The following is a 25951-nucleotide window of genomic DNA, read 5'->3' on the forward strand; positions in this document are numbered from 1 at the left end:
CAGCTCAACGAGCCTAACGGCGGCAACCCTGTACGCGCCAATAGGCGCTTGTTGCCATCAGCGCTGCTCTCGCTTCCTTCTTGCTCAGCACTTACACTACACCACCTCCAACAATACACCGTGGTCAGCAACTCTCGGATTCGCATGTCTTATCACTCTTCGCTCTCTGCTGTACGGCAGCGCGCGCCCTCTATCTGGTGCCTGCTGTTTTTCTCTCTTTTGATGTTGGTTCTCACGGCTCAGGCCGCCCATGCCGCGCAGGTACGTGCCGTCAGCTCCGTGAACGGCAGCGCCGAGCAGCGCATCAGAATTGATACCTCAGGCGCTGCGGTCAGCAAACCGCATGTATTTACCCTCTCTAACCCGTCGCGGGTAGTGGTGGATTTGCCCGCCTCGAAGGTGGCGCCAGGCAACAATTTTGGCAGTCTAAGAAAGAACTGGGTCACCAACGTGCGCTACGGCACCCTGAAAGGGGGCACGCTGCGGTTGGTGATGGATGTCTCCCGTGCTCCCCAGGGGCAGCCGAAGATAGAAACTACCGGCAGCCATGTCAGGGTGATTTTTGGCAATACCTCAACGGCAGCACAGCCCACCGCCGCTCGCACAGCGTCGAAAGGTGCGACCCAAGCCCATCGGGATATTGTCGTAGCCATTGACCCGGGCCATGGCGGGAAGGATACCGGCACGATAGGGAACGACGGCACCTATGAGAAAACCGTGGTGCTCAGTATCGCCAGGCAGGTAATTAATAGCCTGAACAAGCACCCTGGCTTCAAGGCGTTCATGACGCGCGACGGCGACTACTTCCTGACCTTGCCAGAGCGAGTCGATACGGCGCGTAAGCATCATGCTGACTTTTTCGCCTCGATTCACGCCAACGCTGCCAAAGGGCGCTCGGCTCATGGCACGCTGATCTTTGCGCTGTCGGAGCATGGCGCGTCCTCGACCATGGCGAGCTGGATGGCGCGCAAGGAGAACCACTCCTCCATGCTTAACGATGCCGATGCGGTTGATCTTAGCGATAAATCGGCCTCCGTGCGGCGCACGCTGATCGACCTGAGTCTCGGCTCCAAGGAGGAGCGCTCCTCGGCGGCAGGGCTGGATTTGGTCAGAAGCATTGCCAAGGTCAACTCGATGTTCAACCACAAGGTGGAGAAGGCCAACTTCGCGGTACTGCGTTCGCCTGATATTCCTGCGGTGCTGATCGAAACCGACTTCCTATCAAGCCCCACCGGCCTTGCCAATCTGAAATCCCCTGCGTTTCAGGCTCGGATGGGACAGGCGATTGCCGATGGCATCGTCCGCTACTTCCAGCTACATCCGCCGCATAAGCCGGATGCGTAATTCCAGGCAGAGTCTCGCACCCTTGCCTTAACAACAGCGCCCGTCCCGAATATCCGGTGGCGGGCGCTGTCATTTTTGCGGAACGGCTATTTTTCCCGATTGCAGGGCTGTATGCCCTTATTAACCTGCTGGCGCTTTGCTGGGTTTTTTCGCGCTGCTGGAAGGCGCTGTGACTGAAAGAGAAGGGCATTGCCACGCGGTATGCAGGGAAGCAGGAGGAATAATTTCGGCGTGATGCAGGGGGGAGATGTGATGCTGGGGTGAGATGAGGTGGGATGGGTGATGAAGAACGCTGGAGCGCGACGGCTCCAGCCTCTTGTACGGTAAGCGCTAGTGGCGCAACGCCTACAGCACCACCGACGGCAGCACGGCGACTATTCCTGGCACCGTTACCACAATACAGCCGGTAATCAGCAGCAGGCGACGGAACAGCGCGTTTTGCTGACGCTCCTCGGTATAGCCCACCACCAGCGTGCCGGCAACGTGGATCGGGTTGATAACGCTCAAGGTGGCGGGGGCAGCAATGGCCGCAATAATCAGCGCCAGATAGGGCGAATCGCCAAAAATCGTACAGACCATCGGTGCCATCAAACTGATAACGCCAATGGTCGAAGCCTCCACATTGGCGAGGAAAGTCGTCAGATAAGCCATCAGGAAGATAAGCACGATGGGGTTATGGGTCATCGCCAGCAAGCCCTCCTCGAGCGCCTTCATGGTGCCTACTTCCTCCATCGCGCCGATGAAGGTCAGCAGGCCGCACAGCACAATCACCGCATTCCACGGAATCTTGTGCAGGAAGCCTGAATTGCTGCCCGGAAAGATCAGCATCAGAACGACGGCGATGGAGATCGAAGCGAAACCGACATCAGCACCTGCGAAGATCACCAGCGCAACAAAGGCGAGTACGCCAATGGCTGAACATAGTGCGTAGAAAGGCTGGAGCTTGATGCCGGTCTCTTCCGAGGCGGCTGGATACATCAGCATAAAGCCGCGCTGTTGCGAGACCTGCTGAGCATTGCCATCTACCAGCCGTTTGGGGCTGAAAATCAGTTGAAGCACCAGCACGGTCACGAAGGAGATGACGGTTCCCAGCGCCCATACCGTCCAGCCGTTGAAAGAGGTGCCGTTGTTGGCGGCAACGCTGCTCAGAATCTGGCCGGTAGGGTTAAGGGGGGATAGCCCCGCCGTGTTGGCACCGATAATAGCGGCCATCTCACTGATGAAGAAGATGCGCGGGTGACGGCGGCATAGCGCCGCGATAATGGGCACCAGCAGGGTAATGGTCGCCGTTGAAAATGCGCCCACGGTAGTAATGGCAACGCCGAGCACGTAGCCCGCCCACGGGATCAGCGCGGTACGCTCCCCGATAGAGTCATAGATCTTGCTCGCAAACCACGATAGGCCGCCGCTTTTCTCAAGATGAGCAAAAAGGAGTGACACGCCTACCAGCAGGGTAAAAATTCCTCCGGGGAAGTGGGCGAAAACAGCCTTGGAACCGGTACCCGACACAACCAGCAGTGCGGCCGCCGCCGCGAGTCCTAATAATCCAATATTGATCTTGCGCCAAATTGCCAACACCAAAAGCAACACCAGCAGTACCAGTGAGGTGAGCTGCGATACATCCATCTAACGTCTTCCTCATCGCTCTAGTCGGGAATTATTATCATTTTATTAAAAAGTCTTGCGCCTACGACCAAAGTACGTGCAACGCCAGAGGTTGCGCAATCCCTACCAACGCCTTAAGAAAACCTTGCAAGGTTGGGTTAAGAGACACGTTATCAGGTGTCAGCGGCCAGGAATAAACGGAAAAATGGAGGGGAATGTCGGCAAAAAGTACGGTAAAAGGTGGTAACAGTAGAAGGGAAGAGAGTGAGAAAAAAGCCCTCTGTCGCGTGAAGCAGGAGCAAAAATGCGATAGCTGTTGCGACTAATGTATAACGGCGAAAATCGGGAAAATGTACTTCCCGAGCGTTTCCGGTGAGTGGGGGGGGCAGGCAGAGAATCTTTCCCTGCCATTGCGCTCGCTGTGAATAGGAGAGGTGGTGCTTGCCCATCAGTGAAGTATCGTTAGATCAAACTCAGGATGAATTCCGCTAGCCAGTGCAATGATAGCGATAATGACAATGCCCACCATTACCACACCGGTGGCCAGGTATCAGCGGCGACCAGTTCAGCAGCAACCAGGGTAGACCAGCCCCCGCCCAGTGCGATGCGTAGCCCCGTTAGCATATGGGGGAGGGCACTCGGCAGTACCACGTAGCAGATCACCTGATAGTGGCTCGCGCCCAGGCTACGTGCGGCTTGAATACGCGCACGGTCAACACGTAGTACTCCGTCTACAGTGCGGGTTAACAAGCCTGTGCTGCCTGGCCTGGTGCTTTTGTTGTGGCAATGCACAGCGCTTGCTCGCACACATACGCCAGCGGGAAATATGCCGCCTCTGAAAAACGAGTGTCGCAATATCGGTACGGTTATTGAAATTCGAAATAGGCGTCTTTTAATTACCAAATTGAATATTCAGAATTTTTGTTATCTCAAAATGAAATGCTAAAAACGAAATGATATTTTTATATTCATTTATTGAATATAAAATTTTGTTGTAATAACTCATGGCTTTAAATAGCCTAGTCGTAGCAACGGTGGGTGCCGAGCAGGAATCCTTGTCCTTTCAGCATACCCATGCGTATGGCAGGTAATGTCTGCCGTTCTATGATTATTTATCGCTATTGATCGGGTGTGCGAGTCATGAAAAAAGCGTCGCTGTTTACTGTTTCCCGCCTGCATGGCCTTGCGCCGCTGGCTTTGGCATTGGCGCTGGGGGGCGCTGTTGTGCCCGCAGCACAAGCGGATACCACGCTTACCAATGCCTCTTTTGATGTGGCGCGGGAGCTGTTTGCAGCGCTTAACAAGCCTTTTATCGCCGAGTGGGATAAGCAGCACCAGGATCATCTGGTGATCAAGCAAACTCATGCTGGCTCGTCCACTCAGGCTCGTTCGATCATTCAAGGGTTAAATGCTGATGTAGTGACCTTCAATCAAACCAGTGACATCGACGTCATTGCTCATGCAGGCTTGATTGATAGCAATTGGCAGCAGCGCCTTCCGGAACACAGCTCACCGTTTTATTCGACCATGGCGTTTTTGGTCCGCAAGGGAAATCCGAAGCATCTCACCAGCTGGCAGGATCTTGCCGAGCAGGGTGTCGAATTGGTTTTCCCCAATCCCAAAACCTCGGGTAACGGGCGCTACACCTATCTCGGCGCATGGGCATCGCAGAGTGCGCTTAACCACAATGATGAAGCCAATACGGAAGCGTTCATGCGTCGCTTCCTGGCTAATGCGGTGGTGCTCGACAGCGGTGGACGAGGTGCGACGACTTCCTTTATCGAGCGAGGGCAGGGCGATGCGCTGATTACCTTTGAATCGGAAGCACGCAGCCTGGCGAAGCAGTATGGCGACAAGTATGAAGTAGTCGTGCCAAAAGTGGATGTTATCGCGGAAATGCCTGTGGCATGGGTTGATGCCAGTGTCCGTAAAAATAACTCTGAGGCGCTGGCCAAGGACTACCTCAACTATCTTTATACTCCGCAGGCGCAAACTATCATCGCGGATCACTTTTATCGCGTCCGTAATGAACAGGTCGCCAAGCAGATTGCTGGGCGCTTCCCTGATACCCACCTGCTCAATATCAGCGATGTGTTTGGTAGTTGGGACAGTATTCTCAGCACCCATTTTGCCTCGGGCGGCAAGCTCGACCAGTTGCAACGCCAATGAGTAAGCCACGCCGCATTTTACCCGGCTTCCATCTATCGCTGGGTATTGCACTTGTCTATGTGAGCATCATTTTGCTGCTGCCACTGGGCAGTCTGGTGGGACAGTTGGCGGATCTTAGCTGGGCGCGTTACTGGTCAATCATTACCGATCCGCGCAACCTCGCCAGCTATCGTATTACGGTCCTTAGCGCTGCACTGGCCTCGCTGTTCAATATGCTGTTCGGGTTGCTGTGCGCCTGGGTACTGGTGCGCTACACCTTCCCAGGGAAACGTATTCTTGATGCGCTGATGGACTTGCCTTTTGCACTGCCCACGGCAGTGGCAGGTATCACGATTTCAACACTTTACGCATCGCAAGGGGCGATAGGGCAGTGGCTAGGCTTCAAGGTAGCGTACTCGTGGCTGGGCATTGTGGTGGCTATGGCCTTTACCAGCGTGCCTTTCGTAGTGCGAACGGTACAGCCGGTGCTTGAGGAGCTTCCCGCCAGTGTTGATGAAGCAGCGATTACGTTGGGGGCAAGCAATGCCTATGCGTTCCGTCGGGTTATTCTGCCGTTTATCTGGCCAGCGCTGCTGACGGGTACAGGATTGGCTTTTGCGCGCAGTCTCGGAGAGTACGGCGCGGTTATTTTTGTAGCGGGGAATATGCCCTACAAGACCGAAGTAACATCGCTGATGGTGGTAACGCGTTTGCAGGAATTCGACTATCCCGCCGCAGCGGCCATTGCTTCGGTAGTGCTGATCGCCTCACTGTTGCTGCTGCTGGTGATCAATATCTATCAGGCGCGCTTCTTCCGCCGTATCCACGGTAACCAACATGTGTGAAGGAGCTGACTAATGCAGCGGGTCGGGGATTCCTTGCCGGTGAAGTGGACGCTGATTGTGCTGGCGCTGGTGCTTACCGCGCTGGTGCTGGTCGTGCCGCTGATCGAGATCGTGCGTCAGGCGTTGGCGGGTGGCGTCGGTGAGTTGCTCGATAACCTCACCAACACCTATACCCTTAGCGCGATTTGGCTGACGTTGCTGATCGCGGTGATTACTGTGCCGTTGAATGTACTGTTTGGGACCGTATTGGCGTGGCTGGTAACGCGCTTTCGCTTTCTGGGAAGGCGGTTGCTGCAAACCTTGATTGATATTCCCTTCGCGGTATCACCGGTCATCGCAGGGCTTGTCTATCTGCTGCTGTATGGTCGCAACGGATGGCTGGGGCAATGGCTGGCAGGTTACGACATCCAGTTGATGTTCGCGTGGCCTGGTATGGTGCTGGTGACGCTGTTTGTGACTTCTCCTTTTGTGGCGCGTGAGCTGATTCCCCTGATGCAGGCACAAGGCCGCCAAGAGGAAGAAGCGGCTGTCAGTCTTGGGGCGCGAGGCGCGCAACTCTTTTATCGGATTACCCTGCCCAATATTCGCAGTGGGCTGATTTATGGTGCGATTCTGACCAATGCCCGCGCCATGGGCGAATTTGGTGCGGTATCGGTGGTATCGGGCATGATAAATGGCGTTACTATCAGCCTGCCCTTACAGGTCGAACAGCTCTATCAGGACTACAACACCGTTGGCTCCTTCGTCTCGGCGTTATTGCTGGCCATGCTGGCGGTGCTAACGCTGGTAATTAAAGGGCTGCTTGAGTGGCTGGCCGAGCGCCGTCAGCAACGCCACTCGAAAGTCGCCGAAGATGTTTAATGACCCGTTGCGCAGCCGGTTGATCTGCCTTTTGGGTAGGTTCTTTGCTGTCCTGTCTGGGGCGGTTTTCATTATGCGGGAAGTAGCAGAAAGCCATGTCGCCCTGCCTTGTGTGTCTCACGATATGAGGCGCTACCGTCATCGTGCCCGTCGCTCCAGAGACCAGAGCACCGCTTTGCTGTCACACATCGCCCTTGCCACCACTGTAGCAGGACGCGATACCTGCTTTTCTTGCTGATGTCATGAGTATTACGCCATGAGTATTACGGTTGATCAGATTTCCCGCCAATTCGGCAACACAGTGGCGTTGCATCCCAGTTCACTGGATATCAAGGAAGGCGAACTGGTAGGGCTATTGGGGCCATCCGGCTCGGGAAAAACCACTCTGCTGCGCATCATCGCGGGGCTGGAAACGCCATCAGCGGGGCGCATTCTGTTTTCGGGGCGCGATGTTACCAATCTACATCCGCGCAACCGTCGGGTGGGGTTCGTCTTCCAGCACTATGCGCTGTTTCGCCATATGACGGTATTCGACAACATTGCGTTTGGACTCAAGGCCAATGCGCATCGTTTGTCCCTTGGTCGCCAGGAGATTACCGAGCGCGTTAATGAGCTGCTGGGCCAAATCCAGTTGGAAGCCTATGCCAAACGCTTGCCGGCGCAGCTGTCGGGAGGCCAGCAGCAGCGTGTTGCTCTGGCGCGCGCGCTGGCAGTCAGGCCCGAGGTGCTGTTGATGGATGAGCCATTTGGTGCGCTGGATGCCAAGGTACGTGTCGAGCTGCGCCGCTGGCTGCGCCATTTACATGAGCAGCTTGGTTTCACCTGCGTATTTGTTACCCACGATCAGGATGAAGCATTGGAGCTTTCGGATCGCGTGGCGGTGATGAGTCAGGGCCGAGTCGAGCAGATCGCTGCGCCTGCGCAGTTGTATCGTGAACCTGCCAACCGCTTCGTCTTCGACTTCCTGGGGACTACCAATAGCTTCAAGGGGGAAGTGCGTGATGAGCAGCTCTATTTGGGGGAGCAGGGCACATTACGGCTACCGAAGGTGGCAAATGGTGCGGCTGAACTGGTAACACGCCCACATGAGATATCGTTGAGCCATTCGCCCAGCGATAGCGCGACACTGCCTGCACAGGTCAGTGCCATTGCACCGATCGGGGCTGTGGTGGAAGTCGAGTTGCAGCCATTCTGGGAGGCACCCAACCTGCATGTGACGCTATCACCGCGTGATTTCGAGCAAGCATCATTTGCGGTGGGCGATACGCTCTACCTACACCCGCATCGCCTGATGCTGGTCGATCCTCATAGTACCGCGCTGACGCCAGTGTCCTGAATACGACCAGATTCACTCGGAATGGATACACGGAGCGCAATCTGCGCTGATGATGTCGCGTTACCGGAGTATCGTTTATTCTGTTTTTGAATATAAAAACCGAATATTAATATTTTAAGGTTATTTGTTTGCTGCGTAGCATAGCTGAACACCCTCACTTCGATCTTGTTCAGGAAGCCTGCCATGCCAGCTCGCCACGTACTCGCCTCATTGTTTGCTGCTTCTGCACTAGGAGCATCGCTGTTTGCCCACGCTGAAAATGTAACGCTTCTGAATGTCTCTTATGACCCCACCCGTGAACTTTATCAGCAGTACAACAAGGCTTTCTCACAGTGGTATCAGAAAGAGAGCGGCGATAGCGTTTCGATTCAACAGAGCAATGGCGGTTCGGGCAGTCAGTCGCGCAGCGTAATAGAGGGCGCGCCAGCCGATGTGGTGACCCTGGCGCTCGCCTATGACATCGATGCGATCGCTGATCGTAATGCTGGTGTCCCCAAGGATTGGCAGAAGCAGTTGCCGGATAACTCCTCCCCGTACACCTCGACCATTGTATTTTTGGTGCGCAAGGGTAATCCCAAAGGTATTCATGACTGGGGAGACTTGACCAAACAAGGGGTAGAAGTCATCACCCCTAACCCGAAAACGTCGGGAGGAGCACGCTGGAACTTCCTCGCGGCATGGTCATGGGCGCTTAAACAGAAACTGGGCGATCTTGGCAAGCTGCATGACCCACGCTATGCGGAGGAGATGAAGGCGGCAACGGCCTATGCGCGCGACTATGTACGTGATTTGTTCAAGAATGCATCGGTACTCGATAGCGGGGCACGTGGTTCGACCAATACCTTTGTCAAAAATGGTCAGGGCGATGTGCTGATCGCGTGGGAGAGCGATGCGCTGCTAGCGAGCGAAAAGCTCGACAAAGGCAATTATGAGATCGTGGTGCCAAGCTTGAGTATTCTTACCGAACCGCCGGTCGCGAAGGTGGAAGGCAACGTGAAGCGTAAGGGCGAAGCTGCCGAGAAGGCGGCAGATGCCTATTTGAAACACCTCTATTCGCCTGAAGGCCAACGCATTATTGCCGATAATTATTACCGTCCACGCAATACTGATGGCATTCCTCAGCAGGAGCTACGCTTGTTCCCGAAACTCGAGCTGGTCAATGTCGATGAGGTGTTCGGTGGATGGGCTAAAGCGCAGAAAACCTTCTTTGCCGATGGCGGGGTGTTTGATCAATTGCAGCAGCGCTAGCCTTACCTTCAGATATAAAAATGCCGGGGCAACTAATCGCTCCGGCATTTTCGTAGCGATCCCGTTCGCCTCGGTGCTGAACACCTTTAGCGGGCGGGGCTGCTGTCAGCGATCAAGGCAGGCTGGGCAGCGGGTTAACATCCAGGGGATTGCCGCCCAGCGGTTCTCCGTTGATGGATATATTGCCATCATTGAACTCGATCTGAGTGTGATCTTCGCCGGGCTTATTGCCCAGGATTCCTTCCAGACCGGTCAGGTTGATGTGGCCTGACGCGTGTTGATAGAACTGCTGGGCAAGCACGTCGAATACCCCGTCGTCTGCTTCCTGCGGAGAAAGCGCGATGTTATTCCCGTCAACGCCAAGCTGACCTGTGGCATTGATCGGGTGACCCAACAGCGGCGATGTCACTTCGAAATGCTCAATGGTCAATAGCGGCGAGTGCGACAGCAGACGTTTAATGTCATTGACCTGCTGGGCCGCTGCGGCGCGCTCGTCGTCACCTTCATCAGTGGTGTCTTCCGAGGTATCGCTGGCGGTGGCTTTATGCCTGATGAGTGCCAGCAGTGCTTCTTCATCCAGACGGGAAATGCTGAGCTTGACGTTACTGTTGCCTAGCTCCTGGTCTGCACGCAGTACGCTGCCGACGTGGTACTCACCGTGCCAGTCGAGGCCCTCGTCCCCTTTGTCGTAATGATCTGCGTAGTGAATATCCTTGACCTCAAGGCTTCCCAGCAGCGCTTTGCGAAGGGTGGCGCTCTCCAGCTCGAAGTGCGTATTGCTGCCAACCAGCGTCGTGCGGTCCGGTACATTGACGTGCAGTGAACCTGGGCCGAATACGATGCTGTTGGTGGAGTCCTGAAGGCTCAGTTGCTGCCATTCAACGGCGGTATCAAGGTGCTTGCTCTTGGCGCTGCCGTCGATATTGACCTTTAGGCCATGGGTATGCGCGGTGCTGCCGTTATCGGTGAGGCTGCTATCAGGAAGGTCAACATGCACATGATAGCGGCTGCTCAGCGTACTGAAATTGGCGTCGATTCTTGGCTCTTCATCAGCCTGGAGCAGTTCCGAGAAGAGTTGTTCCCCTTGCAAGCGCAGTACAGGGCTGCCATCGACGGAAGAAGAGAAAATGCCGTGATGAGCCACCAGCGGTGCCTGGAGCGTCAAGTCATCAGGATTGTCCATTGACAGTGAGCCTTCCAGCGTAAAGGTACTGGAGAAGAACCCCTTGCTGACATCCTGCTTCTCCAGGGTGATGCCGTGCTCCTGCTCAAGATCCTCAAGTGCCTGATCCAGATGAGAGAAAAACAGGTGGCGGCTATACAGCATGCCAAATATATAAAGCGCGGCGACGATAACAATGGCTACCAGTGCCGATATGCCCAGTTTTTTAGAAGAAGTCATGTGATGAACAACTCGTCGGTTTGAAATGAACGCTCGCGGCCATCAGCGCGCTCGCGACAGTCAGCATATTGTGCGTTCACTCGGGCAGCGATGCAAAAGCGACGAGCAGCATCATCAAAAACCGTCCAGAAGCGTGCAGATGAAACCGCGTAGATGTGCCATGTCATCGCCAACAAAGGCGTCTTGTGCCCATCGCTTTAAGGTAGTTGTGTCGCTATTACATAGAATTTTGGGGGAGTGAATCTCGCTACGTATCACTGGAAAGGACAGGTCGCTAGGGAGAGGGGGCTCACCATGTTTTGCTTAAATAAAAATTAAGATTTTGTGAATATTGTGTGCATGTAGCGAGCAAATATAGAGGACTCTTGCCTTGTGCCGGACTTGCAGCGGAACGAAAAGAGTACCATTCCCGCCATTCAGAATAAGCCTCCGGCAGCGTAGTGAGTGCCACAGAGGCAAGGCAAGGAGCAGCGACATGGCATCTGCAAGGGTACGCGAGTGGGAGAAGGCGCTCGCACGCGCGATAAATTCATTCCCGATTCGACAACAGCATAAAAGCTGGCTGGCGGCGCTCTCTCAGGAGCCGCGCCTGGTCACGATGGTGCGTGGTGAAAGTGATCGTCACCTGCACTCCTATGTGCATCGCCACTGGTCGTCGCGCAAGAAGCTGGCTGCCATTCGTGGGCACAACGAATTCATGCTCTCGTTCTTTACCCCAGAGGCATTTGAGCAAATTTACAACGGCTACGGGCTGGTGATTGCGAGCTTTGCCGACACCTGGTTTCTCAAGCTGGAGCGTGGTCGTTACCGCAAGGAGGGCGAGCAGGGGCTATATATTCGCAATCAACAAGGACGCATCGTATTTGGTGTGACCTTCTGCATTGATGTTGAAGAGAAGGCGATTTATGTAGGTTCGCTGCAAGGCGGCAAGCATGAAGGTGCCAATGAGGATATCAAGGCGCTCTATCGCCAGTGCCACAATGCACGCCCCTTTACGCTACTGATGTGCGCTCTGTTTGGTCTCAAGGACGCTCTGGCGCTGAAGGTGATCTACGGTATTCCTGCCGAGTTTGCCAATAACCATCGTCATGGGCACAAGATCCAGCTCGATTACGACAATTACTGGGAAGAAACCGGCGGCATGCGTGAGAAGCACTGGTATCGCCTGCCCCAGCAGATGCCGCGCAAGGATATCAGCGAGGTCAAGAGCAAGCACCGTTCAGCCTACCGCAAGCGTTTGGCGCTGTTGGATGAAATCTACCACAGCACCCAGCAGACGCTCTGCATTGCGTCCCGTCGCGATGAGCTGTCGATGCTTACCGAACAGGCCGGGCAGCAGTCGCTACTGAACGGTCCTCACTCATAGAAACCGGCCTTTTCTCAAGGTGGAAGGTGCCCCAGGGCTAACTGCTCTGGGATCTCTTGCGCTTGATTATTGGGGCCTCTGCTTCGATACGTCGGCGTGTTCGAAGCGGTCTACCTTCCGCAGTACCGGAAAGAGCACCATCCAGCCCAATACCACGACCAGCGTCGTAATGCCCCCTGCAATGGCCGTGGTTTCGGCACCCAGCCAGGCGGCACTGGTGCCCGCGCGGAACTCGCCCAATTCATTGCTCGAACCGATAAAGAGCATATTGACGGCATTGACGCGGCCCCGCATCGCATTGGGTGTCGCCAGTTGAATCAGGGTGGAGCGCACATAGACGCTGATCATGTCGGCTGCGCCTGCGATCAACAGCGCCAGCCATGACAGCCAGAACAGCGACGATACCGCGAAAACCAGATTGCACACGCCAAATACCGCCACGGCCGAGAACATCACCAGCCCCACATGACGATCAAAGGCGCGCATGCTGAGATATACCCCCATCAGCACCGCACCCACCGCCGAGGCGCTACGCAGCGCCCCCAGCCCGGAAGGGCCGGTCAGCAGAATATGCTGGGCGTAGATGGGCAGCAGCGCCACTACATCGCCCAGCAGCACGGCGAACAGATCAAGAGAAATTGCTCCCAGAATAATCGGGCGCGATGCGATATAGCGCACGCCAGCGGCAAAGCGTTGCCAACTGCTGCTCTCCGTAGCATCAGGAGCCGGTTTGTCGATCTCGGAGTGACGTACCGGCACTTTTAGCATGGCCAGCAGCGCCGCGAGGGTACAGGCAAAACAGACCAGATAAGCGCTGGAGGCGCCCCAGATATAGAGCACGCCCCCCAGCAGCGGGCCAGCAATGGTCGCTACCTTCATAATCACCGAGTTAATGGCGATGGCTTGTGCCAACTGATGGTGCGGCACTATCTGCGGCAGCAAACTTTGCAGCGCAGGGCCGGCGAAGGCCCGCGAGCAGCCAAACAGCACCAGCACAAGATAAAACGGCGTCAGTGAGCTATGGGGCAGAAGCGATAGCATCGCCAGCGCGCCGCTGCACAGCCATTGAAGTAGCCAGCTCAGCATCAGGATCAGCTTGCGTGGAAAACGGTCGATCAAATCGCCCGCGGGCAGCAGCAGTATCACCATGGGCAGGAATTGAGCCAGCCCCGCGTAGGCCAGCGACATGGCATCGTGAGTCATGTCGTAGAGCTGCCAGGCCACTACCACCGCCTGAATTTGCATGGCAAATACGGCGGCTAAACGCGCGCCCAGAAAGGCAATAAAGCCGGGCTGCCGGGAAATGCCAGAGTTGCTGGATAAGGTCATTGTCGTTGTGATTCTTGAGTGGTTGGCTGCCCGCCTTCCCCCTGGGAGCGGAGGCGGCGAGGCGCTCTCTTGCATGTTTTTGCGCGCGGTACGTGCTCAGTCAGCGCTGAGTTGATGTAGCTGCGCCAGGAGTTCGTGCAGCGTTTCAGCATCAATCTGGCCGGGTGCCGAGGCGCTACCGAGCTTGCCGAAGGTTGCATCCGAACCGAACTGTTTGCCCGCCAGCCGCGAGAGCAGGCCAAGCGGCCCCATCGACATGGTGATAAGCGGTTGTTCGGGATAACGCTGCTTGAAGGCGGAAGTGGCACCAAGAAGTGCCAACACGTCGTCATTAGTGTGCGGCATAACGGCCAGCTTCACCACATCAGCTGAATATTCATGCAGTTGCTCAAGCTGCTCGATCAGCGTTTCACGATCAGGGGTGCGCGTGAAGTCATGGCGGGAAATGATCACACCAGCCTGATGCGCGCGGACGGCAGCCATCACCTCCTTGACCACCGCGCTGCCGCGATTGGCTTCCACGTCGATATAGCACGGCGTAATAACAGCCAACAGGCGCTTATAGAGTGCGACATAATCACTGGCGGAAATATCGGTGTTACCGCCTTCCTCAGCGGTACGGAAGGTCACGATAGCCTCTTTATTGCCCATGGCGATCTGTGCCTGTTGAACAAAATGGCTGACCGTCTCTATATCCAGCGCGTCTTCAAGGCAATCAATGCGAAGTTCGAAGAAGTCGATGAAAGGCTTGGAAGCTGCTTCCCTGATGAACGCTAGCGCCTGCTGAGGGGAAGAGTGAGTAACCGGCACTAGTAGCGCAGGAGCTGCACGCTGCTTGAGTGAACGAAGAGGGCGGCGTAGCTCCATGGAAGGCTCCTGCGGCACGAAATGAAGGATAAAGGGCATGTGAGGGCGGCGCTGCAACCACCGCAGCGCAGGGTTGTACCAGCATTTGCGATGAAGGCGCAAACGACGGCGCGCTGTTTCGCTCTCATACCATTGTCGAGTGTTGAATATTCAGCGCGGTGACACCACTACCAGCATAGCGGCTACCGGACTTCCGGCATTCGTTATGGTCCCCTCGGTCATCACATTTACGTATTTGGTCGTAAACTTTTTCCGCCGTCGCTGGTCTAGTATGGGGGATTAGAGAGAGGTAATAATCATGTCGAACAAAAAAGATGATGTCTTGTTACGACAGGCCCTCGGCGATTACTACACATCGTCGGGTGATCATGTCGCGGCGCAGCCTTCGCCCAATGAATCACGCATTGAGCGAGTGGCCGGTCAGGTATTTATATTGCTTATCAGCGCCAGCCGCGTATTGCGTGTCTATCGCGTAGGCAAAAAGGGCATGTTGAAGGCGATGAAGCGTATTCCTCACGAATTGCGCCACCATATTGCCAAGCGCAGAGCCTGGTAAGCGCGCCACTCGATTTTCATCTTCCGATTGGATATCTCCACGAAAAGAGCCGCTCCCTTTGTTGGGGAGCGGCTCTTTTCGTGGTAGGCCAGCGCTGTGTAGCGGGCGCTGGCCCTTGGCTGTTACTGCTTACGCGCGCCGCTTATCACGACTCATGTCATCAGCGGCACGAGTGTCAGCCATTACAGACCAAGCGCATCGTGAATGGTGTAGAACAGATCCGTCTGGTCGGTCAGGCCCGTCACGTTAGCCGCGTGAGGCCCGAAGGCGGCAACGCGCAGTTGAGTGCCGGTGTGGCCTTCATCGGTATCTTCCGCAGTACCGTAGCTGACGGTCATCGGCGCCTTGTCTTTCGTAATCAGGCGCTGGGTAAGGCCCGGTGCTTTTGAGTCGTCGGCAATAATCTGGCTCGCATGTGCGTGGTCTGCTGTCACAATCACCAGCGTGTGACCATCCTTGCGAGCAAAGGCCAGCGCCTGCTGTACTGCTTCATCAAGATCAACGGTTTCACCGATCTGGCCGCACGGGTTGGCAGCATGATCCTGCTTGTCGATGGAAGCGCCTTCAACCTGAAGGAAGAAGCCTTTGTCGTGAGTGCTCAGCAGGTCGATGGCCTTTTGCGTCATGTTAGCGAGCGTCGGAATGCTGTCGTTGCGCTCCTTGTTGACACTGCACTGCACTGCAGGCTTGTCGAGGTTGCCGTGATGGCTCGCCTTAGGCCCATTCCAGCGCACCGGCAGATTGCCGCTGGCAAATAGGCCCAGCAACGGCTGCTGCTGATCGGCCTTGCTGATACTGGCTAGCTCTGACTGGTTATTGACGATCTTGTAGCCACGCTCACGCGCCTGTTCGAGCAGCGTTTTGCCCTTCCAGCGCCCGGCGTTGGCCTGCTCTTCAAAGGTGCTGGCACCACCGCCCAATGTAACATCGGGGCGTGAGTTCAATAGCTGTTCGGTAATCGAGCCGCTGCCACCGTTTTCCAGCGCGTTAGCTGGACATGTTGCAGCAGTTGCCTTGGGGCCATAGCACTTGCGGTTACTTACGTGAGCCATCTGTACCGCGGGTGTTGCGTCCTGAATTTCAGCGGTAGAGACATTACCAGTAGCAAGCCCCGCCTTTTTCGCCAGCTCCAGTAGCGTAGGCTGCGGCTTCTCATGAATATCAACGCTGATCGCGCCGTTATAGGTTTTGGTACCTGTCGCCCATGCCGAGCCAGACGCCGCTGAGTCGGTTACGTAATTGGGCTTGCCGGAAGCCTTGTCCAATGAATAGTGCGTGTACTGGCCGGTAATGGGCAGTGCATCCAGCCCTTTGAAAAAGCCGCCCGCGCCTTCCGCATAATTACGTGCCAGGGTGATCTCGGAATCCCCCATGCCATCGCCGATCAGCAGGATCACATTGTGAACATCACCGCTCTTGATGGCATCGCGCAGGTTATCGGTAATATCGCCATGCAGACGGCGTGCGCCACCATGCTGGTCAAGCTGCCCCTGGGCGTTGCGCTGCATCCACTGCGGCTGGTCGCTGCTGGTGGCGGCACTGGCCGTGGTGATCATGGAACAACTCGCTGTCAGCATTAGGCCAGCAACGATCAATGAGCGATGGGAGGAGGGCATAGAGTGATGTCCTGCAATCAAGGTTGAGTAGTTAGGCTCCCTATGGTTACCGCAAATTGTGTTGTTTTTATGAACATGCAGTGCGTGTTATCGGATATTTAGAAGAAGGGCGGCGATGCATAAGTATTGCTGGGCAGGCAGCAGCCCTTACGGGGAGCGGGCAAAACCGCGATCGTTACTGGTCTGAAAACACTGATGATGAGGGTAGAACACCACGCTGCGAAGGAGGCGCTCGCATCATAAAAAATGATGAAAACAGGGGAAGGTGCACTCATGGGAAATTCCCGTAAGAGAATACCTCACTCCAGCGCTCGCACCGTTGCACGTTCGACCAGATACGGTGTGAAGCACACTGTCGCTTTCTCGGTATCGCCTTCGATCAACTGTCGGGCAAGGGTAGCAACGGCATCGCCCATCTCTTCGGCGGGGGCGTGGATCGTGGTAAGGCCCCCTGCGAGATGGCGGCTATATCTTTCGTCGTCGTAACCCACGATGGAGACATCGTCGGGAATACGCCGTTCAAGCTCGGTCAGGGCGCTGATGGCGCCTAGCGCAGTGTCGTCGCTGCTTGCGACGATGGCGGTGTAAGGCGCTCCTTCCTGCTGCCATTGAAATACCGCGTGGCGACCGGCTGCTTCGGTGAAATTGCCCTCAATGATATGGATATTTTCCGCCTGGCCGGCGTTGCGCATGGCCGTTTGATAGCCCTCCATTCTGCGCCTTGCGTCCTGCTGGGCCAGCGGCCCCGAGATACAGACAATGTGCCGATGCCCCTGCGCCAACAGGTGCTGGGTAGCCAGAAAGCCGCCGTGAAAGTCGTTGCTGAATACGCACTGCTGCTCAATGTCGGGGACTTCCCGATTGACCACAACGGTGGGCGTTTGGCGGGCGAGGGTGCGCAGCTCTGAGTCAGCCAATCCATCAACCTGCACAATCAGCGCATCGCAGCGTCGGGAGCGCAGGAAGGCGATCGCTTCCCGCTCCTGTTCGACATTGGCGTGGCCCACAGCAATCAGCAGCGAGATATTGTGCTGGCGCAAATGCTGCTCAATGCGCGTCATCAGCCTGCCCAGCATACCGCCTGCCAGATATGAAATAACCAGCCCAACGCTGGATGAGCGATTGGAGGCCAGCGAGCGCGCGAAGGCATTGGGCTGATAGTCGAGGGTACGGATCGCTTCTTCGACACGCTTCTGGGTCGCTTCGTTGACAGGAGAGCTACCGCTCATCACCCGCGATACGGTGGCCTGTGAAACGCCGGCCAGCTCAGCTACCTGCTTGATTGTCGTCACACCCGCTCTCCCATGGAAGGCTACGTAGAGCCATGAACCAAGTGGAAAGCATACATGGCGGGCGTGCGCAGAGTGCCCCGACTAAAGTTTTATTTTTCTATAACCTTATGTTTTATAAGTTTTTTGGGGCGTCAGACGGTAATGCTTAACTAAAGTTTATTATTCCTCCGTCCAACGCTGAGGGATGATGGATGAAAGCGCTTTCATGAATGGTGCTATGCATCATTGGCACTGCTGCTGAGAAAGCCTTCCAGCTATCTGTGATAAAGAGTGGAGCACGCAATGAGTAGTCACGACATCAAGCAACTGGTCGAGCAACTTACCCTGGAAGAGAAAGCCAGCCTCTGTTCAGGCGCGGACTTTTGGCACACCAAGGCAGTTGAGCGCCTGGGTATCGAAGAGTGGATGATGGCTGACGGCCCCCATGGCCTTCGTCAGCAGCCCAGGGGCGGCGATCATCTCGGCATCACGGGTAGTAATCCGGCCACTTGCTTTCCCAGCGCCTCCGCACTGGCGAGCAGTTGGGATCGTTCACTGGCGGCACAGCTCGGTGAAGCGCTGGGCGTAGAGGCGCGCAAGGCCGAGCTGTCGGTGGTATTAGGCCCAGGTATCAATATCAAACGTTCGCCCCTGTGTGGCCGTAACTTCGAATATTTCTCGGAAGATCCTCTGCTGGCAGGCGAGCTGGCAACTTCCTATGTCAACGCGCTGCAAGCCCAGAGCGTGGGCACATCGCTCAAGCATTTCGCGGCCAATAATCAGGAACATCGCCGTATGTCGGTGAATGTGTCGGTAGACCCGCGTACCCTGCGTGAGCTGTATCTGTCGGCCTTCGAGCGGGTGGTAAAAAAGGCGCAGCCATGGACGGTCATGTGCAGCTACAACCGTCTGTACGGTGAGTATTGCTCGCAGCATCCCTGGCTGCTGACCGAGGTGTTGCGCAATGAGTGGGGCTTCTCTGGCGTTGTGGTCTCCGACTGGGGCGCGGTAGATGATCGCGTAGCAGGCGTAGCGGCTGGTCTGGAGCTTGAAATGCCCGGCGGCAATGATCGCGACGGCTTGATCGTCAAGGCAGTGCGTGAAGGAGAACTCGATGAAGCGGTGCTTAATACCGCCGTCGAGCGCCTGCTGGGGCTGTATTTCAAAACCCGCCAGGCCACTGAAAAACTCGACTTCTCTCCCGATCAACATCATCAGGTGGCGAGACGTATCGCGGCGGATTCGATGGTGCTGCTGAAAAATCACCAGGAAGTACTGCCGCTGGAAGAAGGCAGCGAAGTGGCGGTGATCGGTGAATTCGCGAAGCGTCCACGCTATCAGGGCGGGGGCAGCTCGCATGTGAACGCGTACCGGGTTGAGTCGCTGCTTGAAGCGCTTGATGCTGAAGGCGCTTCCTATCGCTATGCGCAGGGCTTTGATATTGATAGCGATAGCGTTAATGAGCAGCTTTTCCAGCAGGCGCTGGAGCTGGCGAAAAGTGCTGAAAAAGTGGTGCTGTATCTTGGACTGCCCGATCGTTATGAGTCGGAAGGCTATGACCGCGACCATTTGAATTTGCCTGACAACCAGATTGCGCTGCTCAAAGCGCTGAGCGAGGTCAACCAGCAGATTATCGTGGTGCTCGCCAACGGCGCGCCGGTCGTGATGCCATGGATTCAGCAGGCGGCAGCGGTACTGGAAAGTCATCTGGGCGGCCAGGCGGTAGGCGCGGCGGTAGCCGATGTGCTGTTCGGCAAGCGTAATCCTTCCGGAAAATTGTCGGAAAGCTATCCGGCCACGCTTGAGCAGACGCCCTGTTTCGATCATTTCGCGACGCCTGCGCGCCCCAATAACAGCGATCACGTTGCGTATGCGGAAGGTCTGATGGTGGGCTACCGCTATTACGATACCCACCAGCTCGAACCGCTGTTCCCGTTCGGCTTCGGCCTCAGCTACACCCGCTTTGACTACGCCAATCTGTCGCTCTCAGCATCGCGTATCGGCCCGCAGGATACCCTGACGGTCGCCTTCGACGTGACCAACAGCGGCAAGCGGGCGGGCAGTGAAGTGGTGCAGCTCTATCTGGCTGACCAAAGTGGCGAAATCAGCGTACCGGTGCATCAGCTGCGCGGTTTCGACAAGGTAGCGCTGGAAGCAGGCGAGACCCAGCGTGTCGAGCTGACTCTCGAAAAACGTGACTTCGCCTATTTCGATGTCGATCACAACGAGTGGCGCATGCCGAAAGGCACGTTCGAGGTGCAAATCGCGGCCTCGTCGCGTGATATTCGTCTCACTGGCACGGTCGAGTCGCTGGGCGATGAGGTGTTGCCTACCATTGGCCGCAATGCGCTGGTGGGTGATCTGATGGCTAACGAGGTAACCGCGCAGGCGCTACGCCAGGCCATGGCTGCTACCTTCGAGCAGAACCCCAAGCTGAAACGCATGTTTGGAGAGTCCAGCGACGACGAGATGATGCAGGCGATGGGGCGCTATCTGCCGCTGCGTGCGTTGGTGTCGTTCAGTGAAGGAGCCTTCGGCGAAAGTGATCTTGAGGTACTGCTGAAGCATTTGACCCAAGCGGTTTCCAATCATCATAAGGGGTAGCGGTAATGGCCTCACTCAATGCAAATATCGACAGTGACCAGACGCAGCCGGCGCAGGTATCCCATGGGTTTATGCTGCGCTATCTGATGGCGGTGCTAGGCATTTATCTGGCAGTAATGACGCCCGTTACCATTACCCTGGCGATCCGTGTCGCTACACTGGCGCCTGATAGTAAAGCTTCCAGCCTGGGCTTTATTTTAGGTGTGGGAGCACTGGTTGCGATGGTGGCAAATCCGCTATTGGGGCAATTGTCCGACCTGACGCGCTCCCGCTTCGGGCGGCGCAAGCCCTGGGTAGTGGGCGGAATGCTGGTAGCCATTGTGGCGCTGTTGGGATTAGGCAGCGCCAGCTCACTAATGGTGGTGGCACTGTACTGGTGGCTTACCCAGATTGCGATCAATGCCAGTTTGGCTGCGCTGGTGGCGGTTATTCCTGACCGTATTCCGAAACAGCAGCGGGGGCGGCTATCGGCGCTGTCGGGAATGTCCTCCAATCTGGCGATTTTTGCAGGTGCCGCGATCATTAATGTGGTCGGTACCGGCGATATCTGGATGTTTGTCGTGCCGGGAGTATTGGGCCTGGCGCTGGTTGCGGTATTTGCGGCGTTCTATCCCGAGCCTGAAGTCGCCGACTTGCCACCCAGACCGTTCCAGCCGCTGGCGATGCTGCGCAACTTCCTGATCAACCCGCGTGACTACCCCGATTTTTCGTGGGCCTGGCTGAGCCGTTTTCTGGTGCAGTACGGAGCATCGGTGATGATGACCTATCAGGTGTACTACCTGATGGACGTGGTGGGATTTACCAATCTGACGGTGGGTAGGCCGGTGTTTATCGCATCGCTAGTAATGGGCGGTAGCATCGTCGTGATGTCACTGATCTCTGGCTGGCTGTCGGATGTGCTCGGGCGCCGCAAGATATTCGTGTTCGTTGCCAGTCTGGTATACGCCGCGGGATTGGCGCTGCTGGTGTTTGGCTCCAGCCTTTCGGTGTTTCTGGCGGCCATTCTGGTGTCGTCGTGCGGGCTGGGCATCTATCTGGCGGTTGACCAGGCGCTGGTGGTGGATGTGCTGCCGTCGCGGGCTGAAGATGCTGCCAAGAACATGGGAATCTTCAATATTTCCAACGTGGCGCCGCAGTCACTCGCACCTGCAACCGCACCGCTGTTTCTCGCCATAGGGGGCGGCGGCAACTATAGCGCGCTGTTTTGTGCGGCAGCGGTGATTGCCGTGTTGGGCGCCCTGGCCGTGATTCCGATCAAGGGCGTGCGTTAAAGCCCTTCCTAAAGGCACCCTCTTGCAGAGGGAGTGTGCCTTTGGGCTTTCTGAAAGTAATGTGTGCGGTGATCAGGAAGGTACGCTGCAACAGAGCCCCTCATTACATAGCGTAAACGCAGAAGCGTGTTTGGGGGACTATGCAAGCAGGGGCTTAAAAGAGCAGCCTGTGCGAACCCAGCAGCACCCTTTTGAGCGTAACTGCACCGAGCGTCAGGTACCTTGATAGCGCAGGCATGAAAGCCTGGATGAGTTTCTTCAGAAAAGCCTCCGCAGAGACTTAATGACCATCAACGCATGGCGCCAGAGTGTGGCGTGAATACTTGAAAGGGAAATATATATGTCGAGAGTTGTTGTTATCGGTGGTACCGGCCATATCGGCACCTATCTGATACCTGCCCTTGTTGATCAAGGGCATGAAGTCGTGAACGTGAGTCGTGGGCAGGCCAAAAGCTATACCCATGACGCCGCCTGGCATCGTGTTGAGCAGATCACGGCGGATCGTCAGGCCGAGGAGCAGGCCGGCACCTTCGTAGATCGCATTGTCAGTTTGAAGCCGGATATTGTCGTTGATCTGATCTCGTTCAAGCTCACCAGCACCAAGCCGCTGGTTGAGACGCTGCGTGGGAAAATCGAGCATTTTCTGCATTGCAGCACTCTGTGGGTCTACGGTCACACGGATGCTGTACCGGCGGACGAGAACCAGCTGATGAATCCGTTCGGTGAGTACGGCATCGACAAGGCCGAGATGGAGACCTGGCTGATGCACGAAGCGCGTACTACCGGCTTTCCGGCAACGATCTTCCGCCCCGGTCAAATCGTGGGCGAAGGCTGGGCGCCGATCACGCCGCTTGCTAATAACAAGGAAGCGGTCTTCTCCAGGATGGCACGCGGCGAGGAGATCACGCTGCCGAACCTTGGCCTGGAAACGCTCAATCACGTTCATGCGGCTGATATTTCCCAGCTTATCCAGCGCGCCATCACTCATCGTAGTGTCGCGGTGGGGGAGACATTCAATGCGGTGGCGGATACGGCGTTAAATCTGCGCGGTTATGCGGAAGCAATCTTCAAGTGGTTCGGGCTTGAACCAAAAATTGCTTATCTTCCTTATGAGGAGTGGATGAAGCAGCAGCCAACGCCAGAAGAAGCGCACCACTCCTGGGAGCACTTTGCGCGCAGCTCATGTCTCTCAATTGACAAGGCGCGTCGCCTGCTCGGTTATGAGCCAGCCTATAGCAGTATCGCCTGCGTGAAGGAGTCGATTGCGTGGCTGATCGACCATGGCAAGGTGGAAAAGCCCGCTGCCTGGAACTGAGCGCCTCACAATAGAACGGCCCACGTCCAATAACCGATGGATTGTGGGCCTACTCCTGCGTTGCGTGCAGGAACTCCGTGAATAGCGCCAATGGAAGCCTATCGCCGCAGACATCTTTGCTCTTCATTACCTGACTTCCTCGCGGGAGAAGGGCGTGCACACGCTCTTGGGTACGTAATGAGAGTGGCTGGAAGGTGCATTGCAAAGAGCGCCCTCCGTAAAAAGAGGGGCGCGGGCTGTCTGGGAGGGAAGCCTAAAAGGGGCTGCTTGCTGAAGATTCACTTGTCTGATCAGTGGGCACGATCGGGATGAAAAACGGCTGGTCGTCTACATCTACGCAGCGTAATGGCTGATGATAAAGGCGGCTCAGTTTTTCCGTATCAAGCAGCGCTTGGCGCGGCCCAGCTTCCAGCGAACCATCATCGAACAGCAGTATCAGGTGGCTGCACCAGCGTGTGGCGAGATTGATGTCGTGCAATGCCATCATGATCCCTTTGCCGTGCTGGGCGCGCTGGTGGAGTAGCCGCATCACGCGCTGTTGCTGGTGCATGTCGAGATGATTGGTGGGCTCGTCCAGTAGCCATAGCGCCGGGTCTTGCACCATCAGCGTGGCAATTTCCAGACGCTGGCGCTCGCCGCCCGACAGCGCGGCAACGCGCTGCTGAGAGCGCTGTTCCAGTCCAACGGCGCTCAAGGCGTTTTCTACGTGCTGATGATCTGCGGCGCTTTCACGCTGCCAGCGCGACAGCCACGGGTAACGGCCCGCCAGCGCACTTTCAAACACGGTCATTTCCATGACCGACGAAGGCTGCTGAAACAGCATTCCCAGTTGCTGGGCCAGCGTACGCCTGCGCCACGCTGACAGCGCTACTCCCGCCACGCTAATGGAGCCGCCGCGGGGAGGAATTAGTCCTGCCAAGCTGTGCAGCAGGGTAGTTTTGCCCGCACCGTTGGGGCCGAGTATTCCCCATAGCTGGCCGCATTCAACATGAATATCAAGCGGCTGCACGTTGCCCCGCCCTGGAATATCAATGATGAACTGATGACAGCCAAGCAGCGACATCAGTGAACGCTCCTGCGCAACAGCACAATGAATACCGGCACACCGAGCAGCACCGTGACTACGCCCGCCGGCAATTGCTGCGGTGCCAGCAGGCTGCGCCCCAGCGTATCGGCCAGCAGCAGGAGGATGGCACCCGCCACGGCGCTGGCCGGTAACAGCAGCCGCTGGTCGTTACCGACCATCAGGCGTAGCAGATGCGGCGTTATCAGCCCTACGAAGCCAATGGTCCCCGCGCTCGCGACAGCCACTGCGGTCATCAGGCTTGCCAGCACATACAGCCCCCAACTGACCGGGCGCACAGCAACTCCCAGCGCTGCCGCTTGAAGCGGACCGCGTGCTAGAACGTTAAGTGTGCGCCCCCAGGGGGAGAGCAGTAGCAGCGACATTGCCAGTACGGTTAACCCCAGCCAGGGTGCGCCGGCATAGCTAAGATCACCCATCAGCCAGAACAGCATGCCCGGCAATTGTTGAGAAGGTGCCAGCGCGAGAAGCAGAACGATCAACGCTCCCCAGCCCGAAGCCATGACAACACCGGTCAGCAGCAGTCGTGTGGTAGGGAAGCCGCGTGCGGTGGTTGCCAGCGCGAACACCAGCACCATTGATAGCAATGCACCGCCGAAGGCGCTGAGCGGCAGCAGCAGGCTGCCCCCGATGCCCATCAGCATGGCGCTAAGCGCTGCCAGCGACGCGCCTCCTGATACCCCCAGCACGTAGGGGTCAGCCAAAGGGTTACGCAGCAGCACCTGCATCACCGCACCGGATAGCCCCAGCAGGCCGCCTACGGCAATGGCGTTGAGCGCTCTTGGCAGGCGCAGTTGAGTGACCAGCGTGGCATCAAGTGATGGGGAATGTTCGCCGAGCAGCCTGAGCAGCGCCAGCGGTGAGATCACCACGCTACCCAGTGAAAGTGCCATCAGCAGTGCAGCAATGAGCAGCATCGTCAGTAATAGCAGCAGAGAACCACCCCGTAGCATCGCCATTTAACGAGTCCCTGCCATGTGCTGACGTGCCCCGTCGAGCTGTTGGCAGAGTTGGGCAGCGCCGTCGAGCAAGCGCGGCGTAGCACGCTGGGTAATATCAGCCGGTAACGAGATCAGGTTATCAAAGCGCACCGCATTCAGTTGTGGGTAGCGCTGCCAGTGGGCGAAGGCATGCTGCTCTGCGCTGGTGCTTCCCACGATGGTATCGGGATTAGCGGTCAGTACGGCTTCATCGCTGACACGCGGCGCCAAAGGCGCAAGCTGCGCGAACACGTTGCGACCGCCGCACAGGGTGATCATTTCGCTGATGATAGAGCGACGGTTAACGGTAATCAGAGGTCTGTCCCACACCTGATAGAAGGTGCTTATCGGAGGGCGCCCAGCGTAGCGCTGGCGCAATTCAGCCACACCTTCACGAAAGCGTTGCGCCTGCTGCCGTGCGGCGATTTCATGACCGCTCAGAAGGCCGAGCTTCTCAATATCGTCGGCAATATCGTCGAGATGCTGCGGATCAAGACGCAATACCTTGATGCCAAGCTGCTCTAGCCGACGCAGCTGCGCGGGAGAGTTCCCCGAGGTCCAGGCCACCACCAGATCAGGGGCGCGTGCCACTAGCTGCTCAAGATCAATACGACTGCTGTTACCCACGGAAGGCAGCCGGCGTGCCGCGTCGGGATAGTCGCTAAAATCGACGGTAGCAATCAGTTGGGAGCCTGCGCCCGCCGCATAGAGCTGCTCTACCGCGGAAGGAGAGAGTGCGACAATGCGGGTGGCGGGCTGGGCAAGACACACCTTCCCACCTTCACTGTCAGTGGCGCATAACGTTTGTGCCGCCATGGCGAAGGAGGGCAGCAGCATCAGCAGCGGCACCACGCGCTTCAGCAGCCGTGTGAGGAAGAAGGAGTCGGTGTGCATCATGATGGG

General features: G+C 56.6%; 21 protein-coding genes. 11 read left to right on the forward strand and 10 right to left on the reverse strand.

Annotated elements, in window-relative coordinates; genetic code table 11:
- The first annotated feature begins 144 nt into the window (after positions 1–144).
- Entirely contained in the window at positions 145–1344 is a 1200-nt protein-coding gene (locus tag L881_RS0109405; protein WP_025733449.1) for an N-acetylmuramoyl-L-alanine amidase, read from the forward strand.
- 345 nt (positions 1345–1689) lie between these two features.
- Here L881_RS0109405 and L881_RS0109410 read toward each other — a convergent pair whose 3' ends face one another.
- Together L881_RS0109410 and L881_RS13905 are read right to left on the reverse strand one after the other, a co-directional pair.
- Complete coding sequence (locus L881_RS0109410; protein ID WP_025733450.1) at positions 1690–2970, reverse strand: SLC13 family permease; 1281 nt, start codon at positions 2968–2970, stop codon at positions 1690–1692.
- Positions 2971–3477: 507 nt separating this feature from the next.
- Positions 3478–3699: an ABC transporter permease subunit gene (locus tag L881_RS13905; protein WP_025733451.1), complete on the reverse strand. Its 222-nt coding sequence runs from the start codon at positions 3697–3699 to the stop codon at positions 3478–3480.
- A gap of 390 nt (positions 3700–4089) precedes the next feature.
- Between L881_RS13905 and cysP the strand changes: the two genes are divergently transcribed.
- The 5 genes from cysP (at position 4090) to L881_RS0109440 (ending at position 9387) form a co-directional block, all read left to right on the forward strand.
- The gene (gene cysP, locus L881_RS0109420) at positions 4090–5118 is read left to right on the forward strand and encodes a thiosulfate ABC transporter substrate-binding protein CysP (RefSeq protein WP_025733452.1); all 1029 of its coding nucleotides are present in this window, start codon (positions 4090–4092) and stop codon (positions 5116–5118) included.
- Entirely contained in the window at positions 5115–5942 is an 828-nt protein-coding gene (gene cysT, locus L881_RS0109425; protein WP_025733453.1) for a sulfate ABC transporter permease subunit CysT, read from the forward strand. Before cysP ends, cysT begins: the two co-directional genes overlap by 4 nt.
- Positions 5943–5954: 12 nt before the next feature.
- Positions 5955–6803 (forward strand): sulfate ABC transporter permease subunit CysW, encoded by an 849-nt coding sequence (gene cysW, locus L881_RS0109430; RefSeq protein ID WP_025733454.1) that lies wholly within the window; start codon positions 5955–5957, stop codon positions 6801–6803.
- Between the two features lie 256 nt (positions 6804–7059).
- Positions 7060–8139, forward strand: a complete 1080-nt coding sequence (locus L881_RS0109435; RefSeq protein ID WP_025733455.1) for a sulfate/molybdate ABC transporter ATP-binding protein — start codon at positions 7060–7062, stop codon at positions 8137–8139.
- Between the two features lie 183 nt (positions 8140–8322).
- Entirely contained in the window at positions 8323–9387 is a 1065-nt protein-coding gene (locus L881_RS0109440) for a sulfate ABC transporter substrate-binding protein (RefSeq protein WP_025733456.1), read from the forward strand.
- A gap of 112 nt (positions 9388–9499) precedes the next feature.
- Here the strand turns inward: L881_RS0109440 and L881_RS0109445 are convergent, their stop codons facing one another.
- Positions 9500–10789, reverse strand: a complete 1290-nt coding sequence (locus L881_RS0109445) for a DUF945 family protein (protein ID WP_025733457.1) — start codon at positions 10787–10789, stop codon at positions 9500–9502.
- A 475-nt stretch (positions 10790–11264) separates the two neighbouring features.
- Between L881_RS0109445 and L881_RS0109455 the strand changes: the two genes are divergently transcribed.
- Positions 11265–12155 carry a DUF535 family protein gene (locus tag L881_RS0109455; RefSeq protein ID WP_025733458.1) on the forward strand — a complete coding sequence of 297 codons (891 nt, stop codon included), beginning with the start codon at positions 11265–11267 and terminating at the stop codon, positions 12153–12155.
- Positions 12156–12221: 66 nt separating this feature from the next.
- Here the strand turns inward: L881_RS0109455 and L881_RS0109460 are convergent, their stop codons facing one another.
- The gene (locus L881_RS0109460) at positions 12222–13484 is read right to left on the reverse strand and encodes an MFS transporter (protein WP_025733459.1); all 1263 of its coding nucleotides are present in this window, start codon (positions 13482–13484) and stop codon (positions 12222–12224) included.
- Between the two features lie 96 nt (positions 13485–13580).
- Entirely contained in the window at positions 13581–14351 is a 771-nt protein-coding gene (gene aroD / locus L881_RS0109465; RefSeq protein WP_025733460.1) for a type I 3-dehydroquinate dehydratase, read from the reverse strand.
- A 298-nt stretch (positions 14352–14649) separates the two neighbouring features.
- Here aroD and L881_RS0109470 point away from each other — a divergent pair, with 298 nt between their 5' ends.
- On the forward strand, positions 14650–14907 hold the full coding sequence (locus tag L881_RS0109470; protein ID WP_025733461.1) for a hypothetical protein: 258 nt from the start codon (positions 14650–14652) through the stop codon (positions 14905–14907).
- A gap of 182 nt (positions 14908–15089) precedes the next feature.
- Here the strand turns inward: L881_RS0109470 and phoA are convergent, their stop codons facing one another.
- Positions 15090–16523: an alkaline phosphatase gene (phoA, locus tag L881_RS0109475; protein WP_084055469.1), complete on the reverse strand. Its 1434-nt coding sequence runs from the start codon at positions 16521–16523 to the stop codon at positions 15090–15092.
- Between the two features lie 299 nt (positions 16524–16822).
- Positions 16823–17815, reverse strand: coding sequence for a LacI family DNA-binding transcriptional regulator (locus L881_RS0109480; protein ID WP_025733463.1), 993 nt, complete (start codon positions 17813–17815; stop codon positions 16823–16825).
- Between the two features lie 282 nt (positions 17816–18097).
- Between L881_RS0109480 and L881_RS0109485 the strand changes: the two genes are divergently transcribed.
- From L881_RS0109485 to L881_RS0109495, 3 genes are all read left to right on the forward strand, one after another.
- Positions 18098–20398: a glycoside hydrolase family 3 C-terminal domain-containing protein gene (locus L881_RS0109485; RefSeq protein ID WP_025733464.1), complete on the forward strand. Its 2301-nt coding sequence runs from the start codon at positions 18098–18100 to the stop codon at positions 20396–20398.
- Positions 20399–20403: 5 nt separating this feature from the next.
- Positions 20404–21669: an MFS transporter gene (locus L881_RS0109490; RefSeq protein WP_025733465.1), complete on the forward strand. Its 1266-nt coding sequence runs from the start codon at positions 20404–20406 to the stop codon at positions 21667–21669.
- Positions 21670–22009: 340 nt separating this feature from the next.
- The gene (locus L881_RS0109495) at positions 22010–22984 is read left to right on the forward strand and encodes an NAD-dependent epimerase/dehydratase family protein (RefSeq protein ID WP_025733466.1); all 975 of its coding nucleotides are present in this window, start codon (positions 22010–22012) and stop codon (positions 22982–22984) included.
- Between the two features lie 253 nt (positions 22985–23237).
- On the opposite strand, the gene L881_RS0109500 is transcribed toward L881_RS0109495, so the two are convergent.
- The 3 genes from L881_RS0109500 to L881_RS13145 are packed head-to-tail and all read right to left on the reverse strand — an operon-like array spanning position 23238 to position 25945.
- On the reverse strand, positions 23238–24047 hold the full coding sequence (locus L881_RS0109500; protein WP_025733467.1) for an ABC transporter ATP-binding protein: 810 nt from the start codon (positions 24045–24047) through the stop codon (positions 23238–23240).
- Positions 24047–25027 carry a FecCD family ABC transporter permease gene (locus L881_RS0109505; protein WP_156926541.1) on the reverse strand — a complete coding sequence of 327 codons (981 nt, stop codon included), beginning with the start codon at positions 25025–25027 and terminating at the stop codon, positions 24047–24049. Before L881_RS0109505 ends, L881_RS0109500 begins: the two co-directional genes overlap by 1 nt.
- Positions 25028–25945 (reverse strand): cobalamin-binding protein, encoded by a 918-nt coding sequence (locus L881_RS13145; RefSeq protein WP_245587965.1) that lies wholly within the window; start codon positions 25943–25945, stop codon positions 25028–25030.
- Between the last annotated feature and the right edge of the window lie 6 nt (positions 25946–25951).

It is taken from the genome of Carnimonas nigrificans ATCC BAA-78 (genome assembly GCF_000526695.1).
In the GTDB taxonomy this organism is placed as follows: Bacteria; Pseudomonadota; Gammaproteobacteria; order Pseudomonadales; family Halomonadaceae; genus Carnimonas; species Carnimonas nigrificans.